This is a genomic window from Flavobacterium algoris, from assembly GCF_048158525.1.
GTDB classification, from domain to species: Bacteria; Bacteroidota; Bacteroidia; order Flavobacteriales; family Flavobacteriaceae; genus Flavobacterium; species Flavobacterium algoris.
The window spans coordinates 85,964-105,005 of the sequence record NZ_JBLNKT010000008.1 but is presented as its reverse complement, the minus strand read 5'-3'; the positions used below and the strand labels follow the sequence as shown (position 1 = coordinate 105,005).

Here is a 19,042-nt window from a genome sequence, read left to right as displayed (position 1 = left end):
TATCTTAATATTTTTCTATTACGCTTTAGTGACATTTGCTCCCATAACGATAAAACAAATCACTAATGGAAAGCAATGCAATTATTCAAAAATTAACCCAATTAGAGAAACTGATCATTGGGACTAACAAACAAATCTTCACTGTTGACGATGTTGTAAACTATACGGGGTTCTCAAAAAGTTATGTGTACAAGCTTGTGCATCATAACATCCTATCTTATTCAAAACCAAATAATCGCACACTTTTTTTTATGAAATCCGAGATTGACGAATGGTTACTACAAAATAAGTCTAAATCAATTTCTCAAATTGAAAAAGAGGCAGCAAATTATGTGAACTCAAAAAAATAATATTTGAGTTATGATCGATCTAAAAAACAATACCCTTCTTACTAAGGAAAGTAAAAAGGGTAAAATCTTTGATTCGCAAAACAAAGATATAGAAAAAGAAGGACGAATTGATATCGTTGATCTGGAAATTGATTTTTTGAAACATAAAGAAACCCAAGGAAACTTATTCCCAATCGGAATTTATCCAAAACCCATACAAGAGATAATTATAGAGATACATAATAAGCACCTATTTCCCATAGATTATCTTGGCGCAGGCATTCTTTCGGCTGCTTCGGCTTCAATTGGTAAATCCCATAAACTTGAAGTAAAACATGGATGGCAAGAAAAAGTAAACCTATTTATGGTAATTGTTGGGCAACCAGGAGATGCAAAGACGCAAGCTTTAAAATTTTGCTTCAACCCTATTCAAATTAAAGAGAGTCAACTATTTGCAGATTATGAAAATCAATTAGTTGAATACGAAAAAAGTAATTCTGAAAATTCAGAACATAAAAACAAGGAAAAAAAACCAATCTTAAAGAGGTATCTATTAAGTGATTTTACTCCCGAAGCATTAATACTTCATCACAGTTCTAACAAGAGAGGTATTTGCATTTATGTAGATGAATTAAATGGATGGTTAAAGAATTTTAACCGTTACAATAGTTCCGGAGAAGCCGAAACCTATTTAAGTTTATGGAGCGGAACACAGATTACAACCGATAGAGCTTCGGGGAAATCGCTGAGATTAGAAGATCCTTGCTTAAGCGTTATTGGTAGCACTCAAATTTCGGTTTTAAAGGATTTTGGAAAAGATGGAAGATCAACTAATGGCTTTATGGATCGATTACTGTTTGTTTATCCAAACGAGGAGAAAATATTACGTTGGAATATAGAACAAGTAAATAAAGTGCTTTTCAATAATTACACTACACTTATTCATAATTTAATTGATTTAGGGGACGATGATCCTAATATATCTAATGTTTTCACAATGGAAACTGATGCAAAAGAGTACTTATTCCGATGGCAAAATAATAGACCCGACAAGTTTTTCTTTGATTATGAACGAAGCGTAGAAATAAAACTGCAACAATATGTGCTGCGTTTTGCATTAATTCTTCAATTAATTCATTCAACAGTACAAAGCGAATCAAAAAACCAAGTAGATGTATCTTCTATTAAAGGTGCCATCAAATTATTTGACTATTTCTACCACAATGCTATTCAAGTACGAGCAGAGATTTTAAAAAAGAATTATTTCGAAACCCTTACAGAACTTCAAAAAAATATTTTAAACGAACTCCCTAAAACTTTTACAACTGCAGAAGGGATAAAAATAGCTTGTAAATTAATTGAAGGCAAGCCCAGAGTTTCTGACAGACAATTTAAAACCTACTTAAAAGACCTCAAATTATTCAAACGGCTTGCACACGGAAGTTATGAAAAAACAGTATAGACTTCACTTTCTTCACTTTCTTCACTTTCAATACTAAAATATTGAATTACAGTATTTTAAAAACACTAGTTTGTGCAAAATTAGTGAAGAAAGTGCAATTTAGTATTTCATTATTGCTTTTCAAAGTGAAGTCAAAATGAAGCCAAAGTGAAGCTATGTAGCATTGTTAAGCCCTTGCTATTACTGGAAAGTGAAGAAAGTGAAGAAAGTGAAACCATAGTAAATTATGCATAAATATTCATTACATAAAAAATCAACAAAACATCCATGTCCAAACTGTAATAAAAAAACAATGGTGCTCTATATTGATGTAGAATCAAAGGAATATGTTTCTCTGATAGTCGGAAGATGTGACAGAGAAATAAATTGTGGGTATCACTATACTCCTAAATCTTATTTTATTGATAATAACATAGAATATAAAATTCATGTTCCCTACGAAGCCAAATCAGTAAAACAAGAGCAAATTTCATATCATAATGAAAAGGACTTACTGGAAACCTTTAAATACCATTCAGAAAATAATTTCATATCCTTCCTGTTTTCAAAATTTGATATTCAAGAGGTAGAAAAAATAGTTGATGAATATAAAATAGGAACTGCAAATTTCTGGCATTTCGGAACTGTATTTTGGCAGATCGATGAAAAAAATCTTATCAGAGGAGGAAAAATAATTATTTACAATAAATCCGGAAAAAGGACTAAATACATTAATTGGGTACACTCGTTAAAAATAAAATGGGATGAAATAAAAGGTTTTAAACTCAGCCAATGCTTTTTCGGCGAACATTTAATAAACGGTAACGAAAATAGCATTGCAATAGTTGAATCCGAAAAAACCGCTTGTATAATGAGCATTTTATTCAAAAAATATATCTGGTTGGCTGCAGGTAGTCTAAATGGCTTAAATGAAACAAAAATGGAAGTTCTAAAAAAACGAAAAATTATATTATATCCAGATTTGGGTGTATGTGGTCCTAATGGAAGTCCGTTCAGTATTTGGAAATCTAAGTGTGAGTATTTTAAAAGTAAAGGATTTGATATTCAAATTTCAAATTTATTAGAATTAAAAGGCAATGTTGAGGATAGAAACAATGGTTTCGATATTGCTGACTATTTTTTAGAAAACATCAATTACACTCCAAAAAAACTTGATTCAAATGAACATAGATTAATAAACTTACTATATCAAAAAAACAAAAATTTAAAGCTTCTGATTGATGTCTTTGACCTTAGAGATAATTATGGAAACACAATCTCACTGTCTCTAAAAGAGTAGCAAGTAGGACAGGGGCGGAAAAACCCCTATCCTACTTGCTCTGCGAGGCCGAAGCCTTGAAAATAAGGCTTTCTTTAAGAATGAAATTTATAAGATTTTATAATCTAAATACAATAAAAATATAACTAACTGATTTACAGTTTTGAAAATTATAATTATGACTAAAAAAAGTATCATTATAGATGAAAAAGCGCATACAGAACTTGGAAAATTATCTGAAAGTTTGCGAATGAACTTGGGTTCACTTGTTAAAGAGATGATTTATTATTTCAAAAAAACAGGTATCGATCCTAAAGATGCTGCAAACAAAAATCCTTCTGAAATGATTTCTACTTTAGACAAAAGAATTGTCTCTTTTCTTAAAGTACAGGAACGAGATATTTTGAAACCATTGAGGCAAGATATTTTCAATTATCAAAATTCCCATAAAGAGGAAGTTCTTAAATTAATAAATGCAATAAATAAACTCTTAAATCAGCATTCAGAAAGGATGAATGAAATTAAAAAAAATGATGCTGATAGAAACAAACTTATAGCAATTGAATTAGAAAAAAATAGACAAGCAATTGTAGCTATTTGTCTATTATTAGATGAGAAAAACAAGTCCGGTACCATTGATAAACTTAAATCTATCTTTTCATAATGCCAATATCTAAACCGCATAGTTCACTCGGTTCTGACAATAAAGGGAGTTGTTCTAAATTAGCTATTTACTTAGAAAAAGAAAATGAAGATTTAGACAAAATCATTAAAAAAACTTCTTCAACGAATGATGTTTATCAACTAGAGAGCAGGAAACAAGGTTTTTTTAATGATTCAGAAATAAATATTAGTACAATAGAAGCTATTAGTTCCATTGATAACAATAAAAGAAAATTAGGTGCAAATGATGCGAAATATTTTGCTCCAACAATCAGTTTTAGCGAAAATGAATTAGAACATATTGCTTTTTTGGCATCTGAAAAAAGAGAAATTACAAGTGTTTGGGATTTTAACTTGAGAGAACTCGAAAAATTTAATCGGCTTATTAGAGAATATGGCAGAAAAATAATGGACAATTATGCTTTAAATTTCAACCGGCAAGATAAAGGAATTAACACGGGAGATGATTTAGTCTATTTTGCCAAAATTGAGCATTTTAGAAAATTTAAAGGAACAGACAAAGAAGTTCTTGATCGAAAAACAATTTCAGGCACATATAAAATAGGCTTACAATCTCACATACACATTATCGTTTCCAGAAAAGATAAAACGCAAAGATTGAAATTAAGCCCTACCTGTAACGAAAAATCAACTAGTAGAACAATTGGTGACAATGAGTATCAAGTTGGATTCGATAGGGTTAAATGGATTAATATGAATGAAAAAACATTCGACGAACATTTCAAGTATAACCGGAAAGAACTTGAAAAATTTAAAAATCAAAACATTTTGAAAAATGGAAGCCCTCAAGAAAAATTTGAACTTCTTTATCAAATAGATGCAATACAAAAAACGAAATCTATCAGAAGTATTAATTTTAATCAATCTCTAAAAAAATAAAAATATGGAATACAAAAATGTTACAGACGATTTTTTGCGAAACTATTGGAGAGCACAAAAAAATTACATGGAAATTATAACTTATGATCTAAACGAAATAGCAAAATGTTTAGAATTATTTCCAAAGAATTACGGTATGGACATTAACAAACTCTTAAAAGAAATCGTGAAAAACTATTTAGAAAAAGAGGTAGCATGCATTGAGGATTATGACTCTAAAAAATTTGCAAACCATGTTTTTGAAGAATTAGGAAAAATAGAAGTCAAATAGCTATTCAATTTGGGTCAAAAATATACATCATGGAAAGAAAAATGAAAAAAATACATCCCGGACAAATTCTACACATGGAACTTGTCTAGGGTAGAAAATTGACTATTCGCAAAATTACTGAACTGCTTGGAACTACCGAAGCTAATTTTTCAAATATCATAAATAGTCAGACTTCTATTACTCCCGATATGGCTTTAAGATTAGAAAAAGTATTTGGAGGAACAGCAAGTCATTTACTTAACTTACAAAGTTCTTATGATTTAGCAAAAGAAAACCCAAAAAATTGAGAATCAAATAGCTATTCAATTTTGGTGAAAGGTATTACTCTGTACACATCATTAAAAAACTTAATTTAAAATGGAAAACATCACACTCCAAACTTATGTTAATTCTAATATTCGTTTAAATGAACTTATAGAAATTGTTACTGACGAAATGGAAAGCAACGACCCTATTGCAATTGAATTTTTGGAAATAACTTCTATTATTGAAACTTATGAAAAAATACATTTTCCTGTATTCTAAGTTTATCTATGTAATTTAAAATTATTATAAAAAACAAATATGGATCCATATACTAAAATAAGAGTTATTGTTGTTACTGAAGCCGAATTTGAATCTGATCGTAATAGATATTTAGATTTACTATGCAAACACCAAAATACAATAGTTTTTCAAGAAGACGGAAGTTTCTCGGGTTTGTTTTATAATACTGAAGCAAAATTTGGAGAAAAACAAACTTACAGAATTTCAGGTAAAATAGAAGAATAAGATAGTCAAACAAAAGGGTAATATATTTATATATATATATATGTATAAAAGTATATATTTATATATGTATGGATAAAAGTATATATGTATAAAAGTATATATGTATAAATGTTTTTTAATTAAAATGTATTGCCTTTATTTTCAGGAAACCGACTTCGGCTACTAGCTTATAGTCCCAGAATAAATAATAACAACTAAAAACATACTAAAAGAAAGATATTTCTTTACTATTTACGTTTTTCCTCATTACACTTCAATATATATTCGATACTTTAGCATTTATAAATATTTTAATACAAAAAAATCACTTGTTGCAGCATTGCAGTGGAACAAAACAAAGAACAGTCAAAAAACCCATGAATACAATACTTCTAGAACCTCGTAAAGCACTGAACAAAGCTTTTCTTAAAATCAAACCAAACCGTACTCACATTGAGAGTTTTAAAACGAATTTGATACAGATTTTAGATTCAATCAATGAAAAGGAAAGCGAAGAGTTTCATAAAAACTTAGTGATTGATTTCTTGAAGAAAACTTATTACGATCCCAGCTATTCTGTGAATACAAAAGGACGTAATGATTTAGTGATTCACAACGGGAAAAATGCCAAAACGAATGTTGGAGTAATCATTGAAGCCAAAAGTCCAGTCAACAAAACAGAGATGATTACTGTTGCAAACCTGAATGGAAAAGCCTTACAAGAGCTAGTTTTGTATTACATGCGGGAACGCATCACTCATAAAAACACCGAATTAAAACATTTAGTTGTTACTAATATTCACGAATGGTTTGTTTTTGACGCCCAACTCTTCAATAAGTTATTTGCAGAAAATAAACCCTTTGCAAAACAATTTATTGATTTTGAGGAAGGAAGATTATCCGGCAAAACAACAGATTATTTCTACAAAGAGATTGCAAAGCCTTTTATTGAAGCTTTGCAAAACACTATTGAATTTGCCCATTTTGATATTCGTAAATATGATAAACCTTTGCGAAACGCTGATAAAGAGGACGACAAATCGCTTGTTGCACTTTTTAAATTACTTTCGCCTGAACACCTACTAAAATTATCTTTCGCCAATGACAGCAATTCACTAGATAAAAACTTTTATAGTGAATTACTGCATATCATTGGTTTAACCGAAGTAAAAGAAGGTGGTAAAAAACTAATTGAACGCCACAAACAAGGAAAAAGAAACTCAGGTTCCCTCTTAGAGAATGCTATTGAGCAATTGGATAGTTTGGATAAAATATCTAGATTACAAAACCCAAAACAATACGGAGAGACTAATGAAGAACGGCTTTTTACGGTCGCACTAGAACTAACTATTACATGGGTGAATCGGATTTTGTTTTTAAAATTACTGGAAGCGCAACTGATAACCTACCATAAAGGAGACAAAAGTTATTCTTTTTTGAATTCCCATTTAATAAAAGACTATGACAACCTTAATAGTTTATTCTTTCAGGTTTTGGCAAAAAAACCAGAAGACCGAAATGAAAGAGTATTCACTGATTTTGCAAAAGTACCCTACTTAAACAGTTCTCTTTTTGAACCAACAGATTTAGAACATGAAACGTTGTTTATTTCACAACTGGAAGATAACAACACCTTACCTCTACTCCCAGCAACAGTAATTAAAGACAATCAAGGCAAAAAAAATACAGGTACTAAAAAAGCTTTGGATTATTTCTTTTCATTCCTTGATGCTTATGACTTTGCCAGTGAGGGAAGTGAGGACATACAGGAAGACAACAAAACCCTTATTAATGCCTCAGTATTAGGATTGATATTTGAAAAAATCAATGGCTACAAAGATGGCTCGTTCTTCACCCCTAGTTTCATTACGATGTATATGTGTAAAGAAACGATTCGTAGAGCCGTGATACAAAAATTCAATGAAACCAAAAATTGGGATTGTAACGATTTTGATTCCCTTTATGATAAAATTGAGGATAGAAAAGAAGCTAACGAAATTATAAATAGCCTAAAAATATGTGATCCTGCAGTGGGGTCCGGACACTTCTTAGTTTCAGCTTTGAATGAAATCATTGCCATAAAAAATGATTTACGGGTTTTGCAAGACCATAATGGCAACCGGCTGAAAGAATACCATTTTGAAGTAGTCAATGATGAATTGATCGTTACTGACGAAGATGGCATCCCTTTCTCCTACAATCCTAAGAATAAAGAAAGCCAACGCATACAGGAAACTTTGTTTCACGAAAAGCAAACCATTATTGAAAACTGTTTGTTTGGCGTGGATATTAACCCCAACTCAGTCAAAATTTGCCGTCTGCGTTTGTGGATTGAATTATTGAAAAATGCGTATTATAAAACCAATTCTAATGAATTGGAAACCTTACCTAACATTGATATCAATATTAAATGTGGGAATTCTTTAATTTCCCGCTTTGGATTGGATGCCGAATTAAAAGAAGCATTAAAGAAAAGTAAACTTTCTATAAAAGTTTATAAAAATGCCGTTAACACCTATCGCAATGCCGAAAGTAAAGAACAAAAGCGTGAAATGGAGTGTCTAATTGCAGATATAAAAACTAACTTTAGAAGCGAAATAAACAAGCATGGTAAAGAAATAAAAGATTTGATTAAAAATCAAAATGAATACTATACAAAATATGAATCTGTACAATTATTTGACGTAACTTTAAATAAAGTACAAACAAAATACAAGAAAGAGTTAGCCGAAAAGATAAAAAAACAAGAAACCGAAATTGAGGAAATAAAAAGTAACAAGATTTATGAAAATGCTTTTGAATGGCGTTTTGAGTTTCCTGATGTTTTGAATGATGAGGGTGATTTTTTAGGGTTTGATATGGTGATTGGAAATCCGCCTTATGGAGTTGCTTTTAATAAATTAGAAGACGCATATTTGAGAAATCGGTATAAAGTATCTAACTATCAAATTGAATCATATACTTTATTTACAGAACTTGGAATAAATATAGGAAATAAAATATCAACGCTTTCATACATAATTCCTAACGCTTGGTATGCATCAACTTACGATATTAATTTTAGAAAATATTTAATAACTAATGGTTTTCTTAATTCGATAACAAATTGCCCGAAAAACACATTTGAAGAAGCTGTTGTAGAGACTTGTATAATTGAGTGTTACAAAACAATTGCGACATATTTACCAATTTATTCACTAAAAAGAGAAGTTGTAAATGAAATTAAAATCAATAATATCTCACAAGAAACAGGATATAATTTAAATGTCAAATCAGATCAAACAGAAGTTGAATTTTTGAATAGACTTAGGAATTCAAATCCTCCTGTAATGAATTTTTTTAATGTAATTTGGGGAATTAAAATATATAAAAAAGGGATTGGATTTCCTCCTCAAACAGGTGAAGAATCTAAATTAAAATCTTTTCATTCATCTGAAAAATTAACATCAACCCATAAGCCTCTAATTGGAGGTAGCGAAATATTTCCTTATTTTACAAATTGGAAAGGTGGATATGTTAATTACGGCAAATGGATTGCAGAACCACGACAACCCGATTGGTTTGATCAGTCTGACAGACTAGTAGTTCGTGAAGTAACATCTAAAGGAAAAATCCACGCTTCATTAATATCTCACGAAGCTGTTTTTTCAAATTCTGTCGATGTTATAAAAAGTAAATCAAATAATATTACTGAATTGAAAATACTCTTAGCAATTCTTAACTCAAAATTTGCCTGTTTCTATCATTTAAGAGCTTCTGGGAACTCCAATAAAGATGTATTTCCAAAAATTTTAATAAAAGATTTAAAATATTTTCCTTTCCCACAAAACAATCAAGATGTAGTAGAAAAAATAATCCCCCTTATAAATGAAATAATGGAGTTAAAGAAAATAGATTCTAAATCAAATATAAGTTCATTTGAGAGACAAATTGACTTAATTATTTATGCGTTGTATGGATTGAGTGAGGAAGAGATTAAGATTATAGAGAAACAATAAATCACATGAATATCAAGATATTAAAAGCATTTAAGGGAGATTCAATACTATTGTCATTTTTAGATTCTGAAAAATCAGAACGAAATATACTTATTGATGGTGGTACAGGCTCAACTTATTATGAAAATAGGACAAAAATAAAAGGCGACTTGTTTACGTTGATAGAATCGATCAAAAACAAAAACAAAAGAATTGATTTGCTTATACTTACTCATATTGATGACGATCACATCGGAGGAATTTTAAGATGGTTTGCCAAAGATAAAGATGCTTTCAAATTAATTGATAAAGTTTGGTTTAATTCTGGAAAGACTATTGCTGAATGTTTTAATCTTAAGGAAAATGAAGAATTAGAACTAACTTTAGATATTTCCGACAATTCATTTACGAGTGTACCTCAAGCAAAAAAATTCGAAGATTATTTAATAGAAAAAAATATTTGGGATAAAAAAATCATCTCAAAAGAACTAACTAGTGAAATAAATGGTTTAAAAATTAAAATACTCACACCAACAAAAAGAAACTTAGAAAAGTTATTAAATGAATTTAAAAAACCAAAACACAACTACTTTACAAGTGGAGAAGAGTCAGATTGGGTAATTCCCCTTTCTGATTTCATAACTGAAGAAAGCTTAAAAGAATATAAATTCGATGAAGATGATAGTGTACCTAATGGAAGCTCAATTACTTTTATTTTAACTTTCAATAAAAAAAACTATGTGTTTCTTGGAGATTCACATCCAACTGATATAATTGAATCTTTAACCGATTTAGGATTTAACAAAGAAAATCCACTTATTTCAGAAATATTAAAAGTATCGCACCATGGTAGTTGTAGAAATACAAATAAAGAATTACTTGAAATTATTAAAACTGATAATTACATTATAAGTAGTGATGGCACAAGCGATAATCTACCAAATAAAAGAACTTTTTCTAGAATTGTAAATCAGAACCCTAATGCCACTATTTATTTCAATTACGGAAAATTACCAGGATTTATTTTTTTAGATAAAGACAGACAAGATTTTCCTAATTTAAAAATAAGTTCTATATCGGAATACATATAAAATGGAAATAACAAATTTTAAACAATACAGCGTAATTGTAGATGGAGGAACTGGTGTGTTGTTCCAGCCCATGACTGAAGAATATTTTTACATTCTAACTGCAAGACACATTTTACAAAATAAAGGAGAAGACGATACTTATATTGACAAAGTAGATAATACTTCAATTAAGGTAACTCGATTTATATTTGAAAACAGTTGGAAAACAGAAGAAATACCTTTTGAATTAATTAAAGGTAAAACTTATTTCCCTCATTCAAACGAAAATATTGATGCTGCTATTTTAAAAATTAGATTTGATGAATACAAGAAATTTGAAATAAAAGACCTCTATATTTCAGAAAACACAACAATAAATAACGATACTTACTTATGTGGTTTTCCTGACGACAAAAGAAAAGCTAATCAAGGAAACCTTCTAGAGCAATTTACCAATTATACAATTTCTCAAAATTCTAATGATTTAGATTTTAAAAAATCCGTGAGATTATTAGATCATCAAACACAAAATACAATTGTCGGAATGTCTGGCGGTGGAATCGTAAAATTAAAGGATAATTATTTCAAATTAATTGGAATTCAAAGTCAAATGACAAAAACTGTTTCAGAACAAAATGAAATTGATTTTTTGCCAATTATTTATTTCAATGAAATCGTCACAGAATTTAGCGATAGATTAAATATTCTACTACCTCCTTATTTAGCAAATTTCAGTTTCGTAAAAGATAAAGTATTTAATATAGATGCTGGACCTGATGACAATGATATTGTTTTTACACGAAACTTTTTAAAAAATAAGGCTAATCAAATAATTAATAGTGATATTACTCCTATTGGTATAAAAGATTTTTTTAAAGAACGACTTGTTTTAAACAATGCGGATTTAGCTACCTTAAATGATGAAATAATTTATGCTACTTGGTTAGAATTTTTAGTTATAATGAATATTGCAAAAAATAAAGTCCATAGCTTTTCAGATTTAGAAGATTTATTCAACAAGGTTAGATTAATTTATAAAAACACTAATTCACAATGGCAAGGAAGTGACTTTTTAAAGGAATGTATGAATTGTGATTTAAGAGATTTGCAAGTTAATGGAACAGTATTAATTAATACAAAAGATATTCCTGCAAAAGAAAGAATTGGACATTACAAAATAGACAAAGACAGTATTATTCCTAGTATTGGCACTTTAAAGAAGGATTATCAAAATGGTAATTTTGGAGATGTTTTTATTGATGATGCAGCCGGAGAAGCGAAAGAATTTGTTTTTGACAAATATACATTCATTCATTTTGAGTTTTTAAAAAAATTTCTAATAGTAGAACAAAGTGAAGAGTTTAAAGATTTTGACAGCACCAATCAAGCAGAATTATTAAGTAAATTAAATAGCATATATGGAGAATTATTTAGCTTATAAAGAAAACATACTAAAAGATCTATCAGAAACCTATAAAAGTTTAATTTTCAAATTCATCATAGAAAAGATAAACATTAATATTAGTGTACTCTTTGCTTACGGATTAAGTAAAGATTTTGAAGAAAACGACAATTGGGAGAAAATTTCAGAAGAAGTTGCTCTTAAATATCAAAGTAAAATTAGTGATACTGTTGATAAATGGAATATTTATATCATTTATTTATGTCAAGACATTGCCACAAAAGAACTTAAAAACAAAATTGAAAATAATAGATTTTCAAATAGAAAGATTGTTGAAGATAATTTCCAAACGGAGTTAACAGATGAAAAAGCATATGGGTTAATTGTAAAGCATATTACAAATACTGATTTAATAAAAGTTATTGCAGATACAAATGATTCAATTCAAGAGGACTATTCGCCAATAAATGAGAATTTATGGAAGTTAATCCCAAAAGATGAAATTATTAATGGAGATACTAGTAAGCAAAAAGATTTAATAGAATTATTAAAACAACTAGAAAATGAAAATTAAAAAAGTTCAAATTTCAGGATTTAGAGCATTTAATAAAGTTGAAAACTCAACATTTAATTTTGAGCTTCCTGATAATACAACAGCTGATTTTATATCCATATATGCACCAAATGGTTTTGGAAAAACTTCCTTTTACGATGCTGTCGAATGGGGGGTAACTCATCAAATTCAACGATTTGATAGAATGCCCGATTTTAATAAGAGTAGAAAAGAAAATAATGGTGATGTTTTATTAAATAATGTTTCTAGTAAAGGAGAAGTCATTGTTGAAACAACAGAAGGTGTCTTTAAAAACACAATCAATACTAGAAGAGTTTATAACCCAAAAGGAATTCCAGACAATGCATATTTTAAAGAAGTTATATTAAGCCAAGATTTAATTGACACATTTATTAAAGAAGAAAAAGCAGAATTACGGTACGATAAATTTGTGGAATTTAATCCCGAAATTAAATCTTACAATAATTCATTAAAGAACTTAACAATACTATTTGATTTTATTGAATCTAAAACGAAAGAATTAAATACAGAAATTGAAAAAAAACAAAAAAATCAATTAGAAATTGATTTTGACGAAGAGGGCAAAAAATTTGATGAAATAAATAAAGCACTTCAATTTTTAAAGGACAAAAAAGAAGAAATCGATTTAATTGAAAAAGACACATTTACTCAAACAAAATATGATTTTTTAGACCAGAAAATTAAGTCAAGAATAATAAGTTTAGAGATAGAAATTGAGACAGGTAAATTAAGAATTGGAAATATTGACATTGTTTATAATGGCATTCCAGATAGCACTGATGATAACAATAAAGGAGTTTTTACTTATTTTGATAATCGAAATAAAATTGTTGATTTAGAAAAAGTAAAGAATGATCTAAATGATGTAGTTACTAAAATTAAATATAAGGAAAATTGCGAATTAAAAGATAATAAGCTAAAAACTCAAATTAGCGAAGAGTTAGAATTGAATAAATTATATTTATTATTCAAAGAAAAATTTAAAATATATTTAACCATTGAGAATGAAATCAATGAGAGAAATAAGATTTATAATAATTATGACAGTGAAAAACTCAAAAGTGAAAAACAAATAAATGATCTTAATGAAATAAATCAAAAAAATGTTACTGATTTAGATAGATTACAAAAAGAGTTAATTGTCAAACAAACTACGTTAAAAAACATTCCTTTTCAAATAGAAAGATTTGCTACTTTAAACAAAAATAATGAAGAATTAACACCACAAATTAACGTTTTAAATGAATCTATTTCAGAAAAAGAAAGATTAATTGAGGGGATAAAACTTAAGTTAACTCAACATCATTTTTTTAACCATAAAATCGATACTGACATTGAGGTTTTGATTGATTCAGAAGAATTCAAAGACAATAAAGATTTAATAACTTCAATAATTGCAATTGAGAATAAAATTAATATAGCAAAAGAAGAGATCATAACGATTAATGAAAAAATTAATTTACAAAATGAACTGAACAATGAATTAAAAGATTTTGTTTCTAAAGGTTTAGAAATTGTTTCTAAAAACAATAGTGTGGATTGTCCATTATGTAATCATACCTATAAATCGTTTAATGAACTATCTACTAAAATCACTGAAAATAAATTATTAGGTAAAATAGTAAAAGAAAGTTTAGAAAGTAAATTAAAGTTAGAAAATGAAATTAATAAGTTTTCTGATGATCTTTCTGTAAATAAATCTATTCTAAAAGAACATCTAAAAAAAGTAATTGAGCCTTTTGAGAAAGATAAATTAAAAAATGAAAATGAATTAATTAGACTTGCAGAATTGAAAGATGAAAAAATTCAGGAGTTAATTAAATCTGAAAATGAGATAAAAGAAATCAATCAATTTTTTGAAAATAATATCAATCTTAAAGATTTTGAAGAAAAGGTAAGCAAAGAGATAACCGTTTATGAAAAAGAAATATTAGAAATCAGTAATGTCACGAACACGAATAAAACTACGTTAAATGATCAACAGAATATAATAAAAAGTGCAATTGCAAATAAGGATATCGTTTTAAAAAGTATTGCAGAGCTAAAAACCGTTGATGATTACAATGAAGTAATAAAATTTTATTCTAATACTCTTAAAACAAATGAAATTAGCCTAGTCATTTTAGAAGAAACTATTGAGAATAGTAATGAATATCTTGATAAACTAAAAAATGAAGTTGAAGAAAATTTAAAAGTCTTTAGCGAAATAGATTCTAAACTATTGGCAAATACTCTAACCGAAGAAGAGGCTATAAAAAAGTATAATGAAGTAGATACTGCAATTACTCTAATCAAAAAAAATATTCAAAATTTTGAACAATATATTAAATCAGAATTTAAAATTGATTTAGTTAGTATCGATAAAAATCAAGTTGATATTGAGTTTGAAAAAATCAAAAATTTTGAAAAAGAAAAACTACAATTATTATCAAGTATCAACGAAAATTATATGATTGTTGATAAACTAAAAGATGATTGTCTAAAAGTTACTGAAGCCGAAAAAAATCAAAAAGAAATAAAAGATCTTTATGATGAAATTGGAAGATTAGTAATTGTAAAAGGAAAAATAATTAATGAAAAAAACAATTTGAAAAAATATTTAGAAAAAACAATTAATAGTTTTTTCTACAAAGATTTAATAAATAAAATTTACAGCAAAATAGATCCACATCCCGATTATAGTGAAATTGAGTTTAAATGTGATTTTGCAGATAAAAACCCACGTCTTCAAATTTACACTATAAAGTATATTGAAGGGAAAAGAGTAGAATCTATACCGTCTTTGTATTTTAGTACTGCTCAAATTAACATTTTAAGTTTAAGTATATTTCTCGCAAGAGCTTTAAAAACTAAAAATCCACAATCTGGAAAATTTATAGATTGCATTTTTATTGATGACCCAATTCAATCAATGGATACTATAAACATTTTGTCATTTATCGATTTATTTAGAAGTATGATCTTATTTTTAGGTAAACAATTAATTGTTTCAACTCACGAAGAAAATTTTCACTTGTTATTGCAGAAAAAAATGCCTGTTGAATTATTTAATTCAAAGTATATAGAGTTTGAGACTTTTGGTAAACTGAAAAAACATGTTACCGCTTAGTCACTATAACGTAAATAAAAATAATACGTTAAATAAAATTAAAATAACACTATTAATTATGTAAAAAATATTCAGTCAACCAGCATTTAATATAGACTTTTTTAACTTTGGTTAAATCAGGTGAAATAACCATTCCAGAAATATAAATCCCTTTTGTTTGGGATAGTTCGAGAGTTAGAGACTTAATGGTAATTTTTATCTAGATTTCCTTATTAGTTATATAATAGCCTGGAGAAGTAAGAATATGAGAACGAATGTACCATTATCTTAATAATACATTTAATCTATAAATGCGGTGATAAAACAATTTAATCACCGCATTTATTGCGGAGAATAATTACTATATTTACCGCACAAATCTAAAATCAATGGCAATCTACATTCATCAACTTAAAAATTGGCCTAATTTACAGTGGAATGAGCAAGATTTTATTTCGTTATTAAGCGAAGTTAGGAACTTGCAAGGCAAACTTATGGGCAAAGTTGAATTGCTCGGTTTCGAATTAAAAGGCGAAGCCAATTTAGAAACCTTGATTCAAGATGTACTACAAACGTCTGAAATAGAAGGGGAAATATTAAATCCTGAACTAGTTCGATCCTCAATTGCAACAAGACTCGGATTAGAATATTCCGGTCTAGAACATTCAGATAGACACGTGGATGGAATTGTAGAATTAATGCTAGATGCCACTCAAAACGACAACAAAACTTTGACAAGTGAGCGTTTGTTTGGTTGGCATGCTGCACTATTCCCAACAGGAAGAAGTGGTATGCATAAAATTGAAGTCGCCAATTGGCGTTCAGGTGCTATGGAAGTGGTTTCAGGAGGTATGGGTCGGGAAATAGTGCATTATGAAGCTCCTAAAGCACAGCAATTAGCATCAGAAATGAAACAATTCATAGACTGGTACAATAGCGAACAAAATGTAGAATCGTTACTAAAAGCCGCTGTAGCTCATCTATGGTTTATTACTATACACCCATTTGACGATGGGAATGGAAGGATAGCCAGGGCTATTACAGATATGCAACTTTCAAAAGCCGATGGAGTAAATCAAAGGTTTTACAGTATGTCAACTGAAATAAACAAACAAAAGAAAAGTTATTATACCATATTAGAGCGAACTCAAAAAGGTGATTTAGATATAACTGAATGGATCATTTGGTTTTTAGAATGTTTAAAAAACAGTATTCTTTACTCAAGTATAATAGTTGACAAAGTAGTTAAAAAGCATCATTTTTGGCTTAAAAATGCTGGCCTAATAAATAATGAGCGTCAGCAAAAAATGCTTAATAAATTGATGGATAATTTTGAAGGCAACTTAAACACTAGCAAATGGGCAAAAATAACCAAAACTTCCCAAGATTCTGCTCTTAGAGATATAACCGATTTAATAAATAAAGGTATCTTGGTTAAAGCCAATTCAGGTGGAAGAAGTACGCATTATATTTTAAAAGATACATTTTAGGAAAATCAAATAAAACCACCGTTATAAAAGTTAAATTTGCTATTAATATAAACAGCAATCACCAAGATGAAAAATATAATAACCCATAAAGATTTTGAAGTAGCTGAAAAAAGAATGAATGATTTATTAAATACTGCTACGCAAAAAGGTGGTTTTGATTTTTTGACACCAAAAGAGCATTTAGAATTAGAAAAGGTTTCTGCGATAGTTGGTCATTATGAGGATGAGCACTATCCTATTGGAAGTAATTTTTAAAAGATATATTTTAGAATAAAAAAATGCGGTGAATAATTAACTTAATCACCGCATTTTTTAAATCTAGACTATTTGAACATTTGTGTTTTAGTTGCCAATAAATTCAAATACTTTTCTTTCATATCCTCTGATAGAAAAGAGATTTCAAGTAGTTCTTTCCATTTAGGAATTGCTTGTTGCATTTGTTCTAAGATTATTGCTACCGTTTTATCATTGAGTTGGAGTCTTTCTTTTGCATAATACTCTGTAAAATCTGAAGCTTTTAAATTATTTTTTTTCCCTTTCAAAGTCAATGCAATTTCTTCTTCAGGATTTTTTACAGCTATCGTAGAATTTAAAAAATCATATACTGGTGTAAGGGTTGTTTTTCCATTTTTGGTAATCAAGGAAAAGTTTTTCAAATGCATATCTTCATTACCTGTAACATAACAAAAAAGTATTCTTTTGAAAAAATCAGCTTTTTCAATAGCAGGAAACGAACAAAACTCATCAATTACTGGAATGAGTTTCTCCATCGTAAAACGATATTTTGTATCTCTTGTATTTCCTGTTAATTGAGCAAAATCTTCTGTTGCCAGTTTTTTTCCTTTCCCATAACGATCAAAACGCTTAATGAAATAAGACAAACTGCCATCCTTAGCATATACCATACCATGAAATGGTACGTCCAAACCAAACACTTTAGCCATTCGCATAGTCACATCTTCATTTTCTGGTAATTGTGGAAATAAATCATTTTGAGGCTTTATAATATAGGTTCCAAATTGATCCACAATTTTAAATTCTTGATCAACTATTGAAATAGCTGCACTAAGCTTTGGTTGCACACCCTGAATGGATAGCTTTTTAGCTCTATTAGCGGCTTCCTGACGAAGTTCTACAGCTGTATAGGGTAAATCATTTAAATAAGTCAGTTTAGGAGCTATCATTCGAAGTCCTTTTTCACTGTACTTATCCATACCGCACAATTCATATGTAATAGGACATCTATTCATCTTCCATCAATTTAACCGTTACTGAACCTACTAAATCATTTCCAGTTGCAATCAGTTGAGAGAAATAATCTTTCTTATCAATTTTCACAATTCGTAGTAATCCCTCTAACATTACTCCTTCAGGCAATAGCCCTTCAAAAAAGGGTGGAAAGAATGTATAGCTATATTTTTTCTGATTTGTAGGCATAGTCAATGAAACCGCTTCACCATCATAATTTTCATCATACTCAAAATGGTAGTCGTTAGCAGCAATTTCCGTTAAAATTCCAGCTCTTTTTCCGTGTGCAAATACAATTGCTCTTCTCATAATTATTTATTTAAAGGACTTTTAAATTCCACTTTAATATTTAGCACTCGGAGTACTGCAAAAAGATTATTCAAACGAACTGTTTCTTTATTTTTTTCAATATCAAAAACAGTGGTCTTACCTACTCCAGCTAAATCGGCTAGTTCAAGTTGTGTCAATCCTGCTTTTTTTCGATGGTTTTTAATTAAAGCACCTAAATCAAAATCATCCATTATATACTGTTTTAACGG

Annotated in this window: 19 protein-coding genes; 16 read left to right on the top strand and 3 right to left on the bottom strand. The window is 28.8% G+C overall.

What is annotated here, in order from left to right; translation table 11 throughout:
* Positions 1-65: 65 nt before the first annotated feature.
* The 16 genes from ACM55I_RS06650 to ACM55I_RS06575 all read left to right on the top strand — a co-directional run bounded on the left by ACM55I_RS06650 (position 66) and on the right by ACM55I_RS06575 (position 17,510).
* The gene (locus ACM55I_RS06650) at positions 66-350 is read left to right on the top strand and encodes a helix-turn-helix transcriptional regulator (RefSeq protein WP_416845969.1); all 285 of its coding nucleotides are present in this window, start codon (positions 66-68) and stop codon (positions 348-350) included.
* A 10-nt stretch (positions 351-360) separates the two neighbouring features.
* Positions 361-1,791: a DUF3987 domain-containing protein gene (locus ACM55I_RS06645; RefSeq protein ID WP_416845968.1), complete on the top strand. Its 1,431-nt coding sequence runs from the start codon at positions 361-363 to the stop codon at positions 1,789-1,791.
* A gap of 226 nt (positions 1,792-2,017) precedes the next feature.
* A complete protein-coding gene (locus tag ACM55I_RS06640; RefSeq protein ID WP_416845967.1) occupies positions 2,018-3,070 on the top strand; it encodes a DUF6371 domain-containing protein in 1,053 nt (350 codons plus the stop codon).
* Between the two features lie 157 nt (positions 3,071-3,227).
* Positions 3,228-3,713: a BfmA/BtgA family mobilization protein gene (locus ACM55I_RS06635; RefSeq protein ID WP_416845966.1), complete on the top strand. Its 486-nt coding sequence runs from the start codon at positions 3,228-3,230 to the stop codon at positions 3,711-3,713.
* Positions 3,713-4,612 (top strand): DUF5712 family protein, encoded by a 900-nt coding sequence (locus ACM55I_RS06630; protein ID WP_416845965.1) that lies wholly within the window; start codon positions 3,713-3,715, stop codon positions 4,610-4,612. The genes ACM55I_RS06635 and ACM55I_RS06630 overlap by 1 nt, the downstream gene beginning before the upstream one ends.
* A gap of 4 nt (positions 4,613-4,616) precedes the next feature.
* Positions 4,617-4,883 (top strand): hypothetical protein, encoded by a 267-nt coding sequence (locus ACM55I_RS06625; RefSeq protein WP_416845964.1) that lies wholly within the window; start codon positions 4,617-4,619, stop codon positions 4,881-4,883.
* A gap of 98 nt (positions 4,884-4,981) precedes the next feature.
* On the top strand, positions 4,982-5,170 hold the full coding sequence (locus tag ACM55I_RS06620; RefSeq protein ID WP_416845963.1) for a HigA family addiction module antitoxin: 189 nt from the start codon (positions 4,982-4,984) through the stop codon (positions 5,168-5,170).
* A 70-nt stretch (positions 5,171-5,240) separates the two neighbouring features.
* Positions 5,241-5,408 carry a hypothetical protein gene (locus tag ACM55I_RS06615; RefSeq protein ID WP_416845962.1) on the top strand — a complete coding sequence of 56 codons (168 nt, stop codon included), beginning with the start codon at positions 5,241-5,243 and terminating at the stop codon, positions 5,406-5,408.
* 39 nt (positions 5,409-5,447) lie between these two features.
* Positions 5,448-5,654: a hypothetical protein gene (locus ACM55I_RS06610; protein WP_416845961.1), complete on the top strand. Its 207-nt coding sequence runs from the start codon at positions 5,448-5,450 to the stop codon at positions 5,652-5,654.
* 356 nt (positions 5,655-6,010) lie between these two features.
* Entirely contained in the window at positions 6,011-9,631 is a 3,621-nt protein-coding gene (locus tag ACM55I_RS06605; RefSeq protein ID WP_416845960.1) for a DUF7149 domain-containing protein, read from the top strand.
* 5 nt (positions 9,632-9,636) lie between these two features.
* Positions 9,637-10,701, top strand: coding sequence for an MBL fold metallo-hydrolase (locus ACM55I_RS06600; protein ID WP_416845959.1), 1,065 nt, complete (start codon positions 9,637-9,639; stop codon positions 10,699-10,701).
* Between the two features lies 1 nt (position 10,702).
* Complete coding sequence (locus tag ACM55I_RS06595) at positions 10,703-12,121, top strand: ABC-three component system protein (RefSeq protein ID WP_416845958.1); 1,419 nt, start codon at positions 10,703-10,705, stop codon at positions 12,119-12,121.
* On the top strand, positions 12,099-12,656 hold the full coding sequence (locus ACM55I_RS06590; RefSeq protein WP_416845957.1) for an ABC-three component system middle component 1: 558 nt from the start codon (positions 12,099-12,101) through the stop codon (positions 12,654-12,656). The genes ACM55I_RS06595 and ACM55I_RS06590 overlap by 23 nt, the downstream gene beginning before the upstream one ends.
* The gene (locus ACM55I_RS06585; RefSeq protein ID WP_416845956.1) at positions 12,646-15,786 is read left to right on the top strand and encodes an AAA family ATPase; all 3,141 of its coding nucleotides are present in this window, start codon (positions 12,646-12,648) and stop codon (positions 15,784-15,786) included. Before ACM55I_RS06590 ends, ACM55I_RS06585 begins: the two co-directional genes overlap by 11 nt.
* Positions 15,787-16,154: 368 nt before the next feature.
* The gene (locus ACM55I_RS06580) at positions 16,155-17,255 is read left to right on the top strand and encodes a Fic family protein (protein ID WP_416845955.1); all 1,101 of its coding nucleotides are present in this window, start codon (positions 16,155-16,157) and stop codon (positions 17,253-17,255) included.
* Between the two features lie 66 nt (positions 17,256-17,321).
* Complete coding sequence (locus ACM55I_RS06575; RefSeq protein WP_416845954.1) at positions 17,322-17,510, top strand: hypothetical protein; 189 nt, start codon at positions 17,322-17,324, stop codon at positions 17,508-17,510.
* Between the two features lie 68 nt (positions 17,511-17,578).
* Here ACM55I_RS06575 and ACM55I_RS06570 read toward each other — a convergent pair whose 3' ends face one another.
* Genes ACM55I_RS06570 through ACM55I_RS06560 form a run of 3 tightly spaced genes read right to left on the bottom strand, consistent with a single transcriptional unit; the run spans position 17,579 to position 19,024 of the window.
* A complete protein-coding gene (locus tag ACM55I_RS06570; RefSeq protein ID WP_416845953.1) occupies positions 17,579-18,505 on the bottom strand; it encodes a HipA domain-containing protein in 927 nt (308 codons plus the stop codon).
* A complete protein-coding gene (locus tag ACM55I_RS06565) occupies positions 18,498-18,812 on the bottom strand; it encodes a HipA N-terminal domain-containing protein (protein WP_416845952.1) in 315 nt (104 codons plus the stop codon). The genes ACM55I_RS06570 and ACM55I_RS06565 overlap by 8 nt, the downstream gene beginning before the upstream one ends.
* 2 nt (positions 18,813-18,814) lie before the next feature.
* Positions 18,815-19,024 (bottom strand): helix-turn-helix transcriptional regulator, encoded by a 210-nt coding sequence (locus tag ACM55I_RS06560; RefSeq protein WP_416845951.1) that lies wholly within the window; start codon positions 19,022-19,024, stop codon positions 18,815-18,817.
* Between the last annotated feature and the right edge of the window lie 18 nt (positions 19,025-19,042).

Excerpts from the sequence above, each read along its gene's own strand:
- ACM55I_RS06650 (WP_416845969.1), top strand. The coding sequence starts at position 66 with ATGGAAAGCAATGCAATTATTCAAAAATTAACCCAATTAGAGAAACTG.
- ACM55I_RS06645 (WP_416845968.1), top strand. The coding sequence starts at position 361 with ATGATCGATCTAAAAAACAATACCCTTCTTACTAAGGAAAGTAAAAAG.
- ACM55I_RS06640 (WP_416845967.1), top strand. The coding sequence starts at position 2,018 with ATGCATAAATATTCATTACATAAAAAATCAACAAAACATCCATGTCCA.
- ACM55I_RS06635 (WP_416845966.1), top strand. The coding sequence starts at position 3,228 with ATGACTAAAAAAAGTATCATTATAGATGAAAAAGCGCATACAGAACTT.
- ACM55I_RS06630 (WP_416845965.1), top strand. The coding sequence starts at position 3,713 with ATGCCAATATCTAAACCGCATAGTTCACTCGGTTCTGACAATAAAGGG.
- ACM55I_RS06625 (WP_416845964.1), top strand. The coding sequence starts at position 4,617 with ATGGAATACAAAAATGTTACAGACGATTTTTTGCGAAACTATTGGAGA.
- ACM55I_RS06615 (WP_416845962.1), top strand. The coding sequence starts at position 5,241 with ATGGAAAACATCACACTCCAAACTTATGTTAATTCTAATATTCGTTTA.
- ACM55I_RS06610 (WP_416845961.1), top strand. The coding sequence starts at position 5,448 with ATGGATCCATATACTAAAATAAGAGTTATTGTTGTTACTGAAGCCGAA.
- ACM55I_RS06605 (WP_416845960.1), top strand. The coding sequence starts at position 6,011 with ATGAATACAATACTTCTAGAACCTCGTAAAGCACTGAACAAAGCTTTT.
- ACM55I_RS06600 (WP_416845959.1), top strand. The coding sequence starts at position 9,637 with ATGAATATCAAGATATTAAAAGCATTTAAGGGAGATTCAATACTATTG.
- ACM55I_RS06595 (WP_416845958.1), top strand. The coding sequence starts at position 10,703 with ATGGAAATAACAAATTTTAAACAATACAGCGTAATTGTAGATGGAGGA.
- ACM55I_RS06590 (WP_416845957.1), top strand. The coding sequence starts at position 12,099 with ATGGAGAATTATTTAGCTTATAAAGAAAACATACTAAAAGATCTATCA.
- ACM55I_RS06585 (WP_416845956.1), top strand. The coding sequence starts at position 12,646 with ATGAAAATTAAAAAAGTTCAAATTTCAGGATTTAGAGCATTTAATAAA.
- ACM55I_RS06580 (WP_416845955.1), top strand. The coding sequence starts at position 16,155 with ATGGCAATCTACATTCATCAACTTAAAAATTGGCCTAATTTACAGTGG.
- ACM55I_RS06575 (WP_416845954.1), top strand. The coding sequence starts at position 17,322 with ATGAAAAATATAATAACCCATAAAGATTTTGAAGTAGCTGAAAAAAGA.
- ACM55I_RS06570 (WP_416845953.1), bottom strand. The coding sequence starts at position 18,505 with ATGAATAGATGTCCTATTACATATGAATTGTGCGGTATGGATAAGTAC.
- ACM55I_RS06565 (WP_416845952.1), bottom strand. The coding sequence starts at position 18,812 with ATGAGAAGAGCAATTGTATTTGCACACGGAAAAAGAGCTGGAATTTTA.
- ACM55I_RS06560 (WP_416845951.1), bottom strand. The coding sequence starts at position 19,024 with ATGGATGATTTTGATTTAGGTGCTTTAATTAAAAACCATCGAAAAAAA.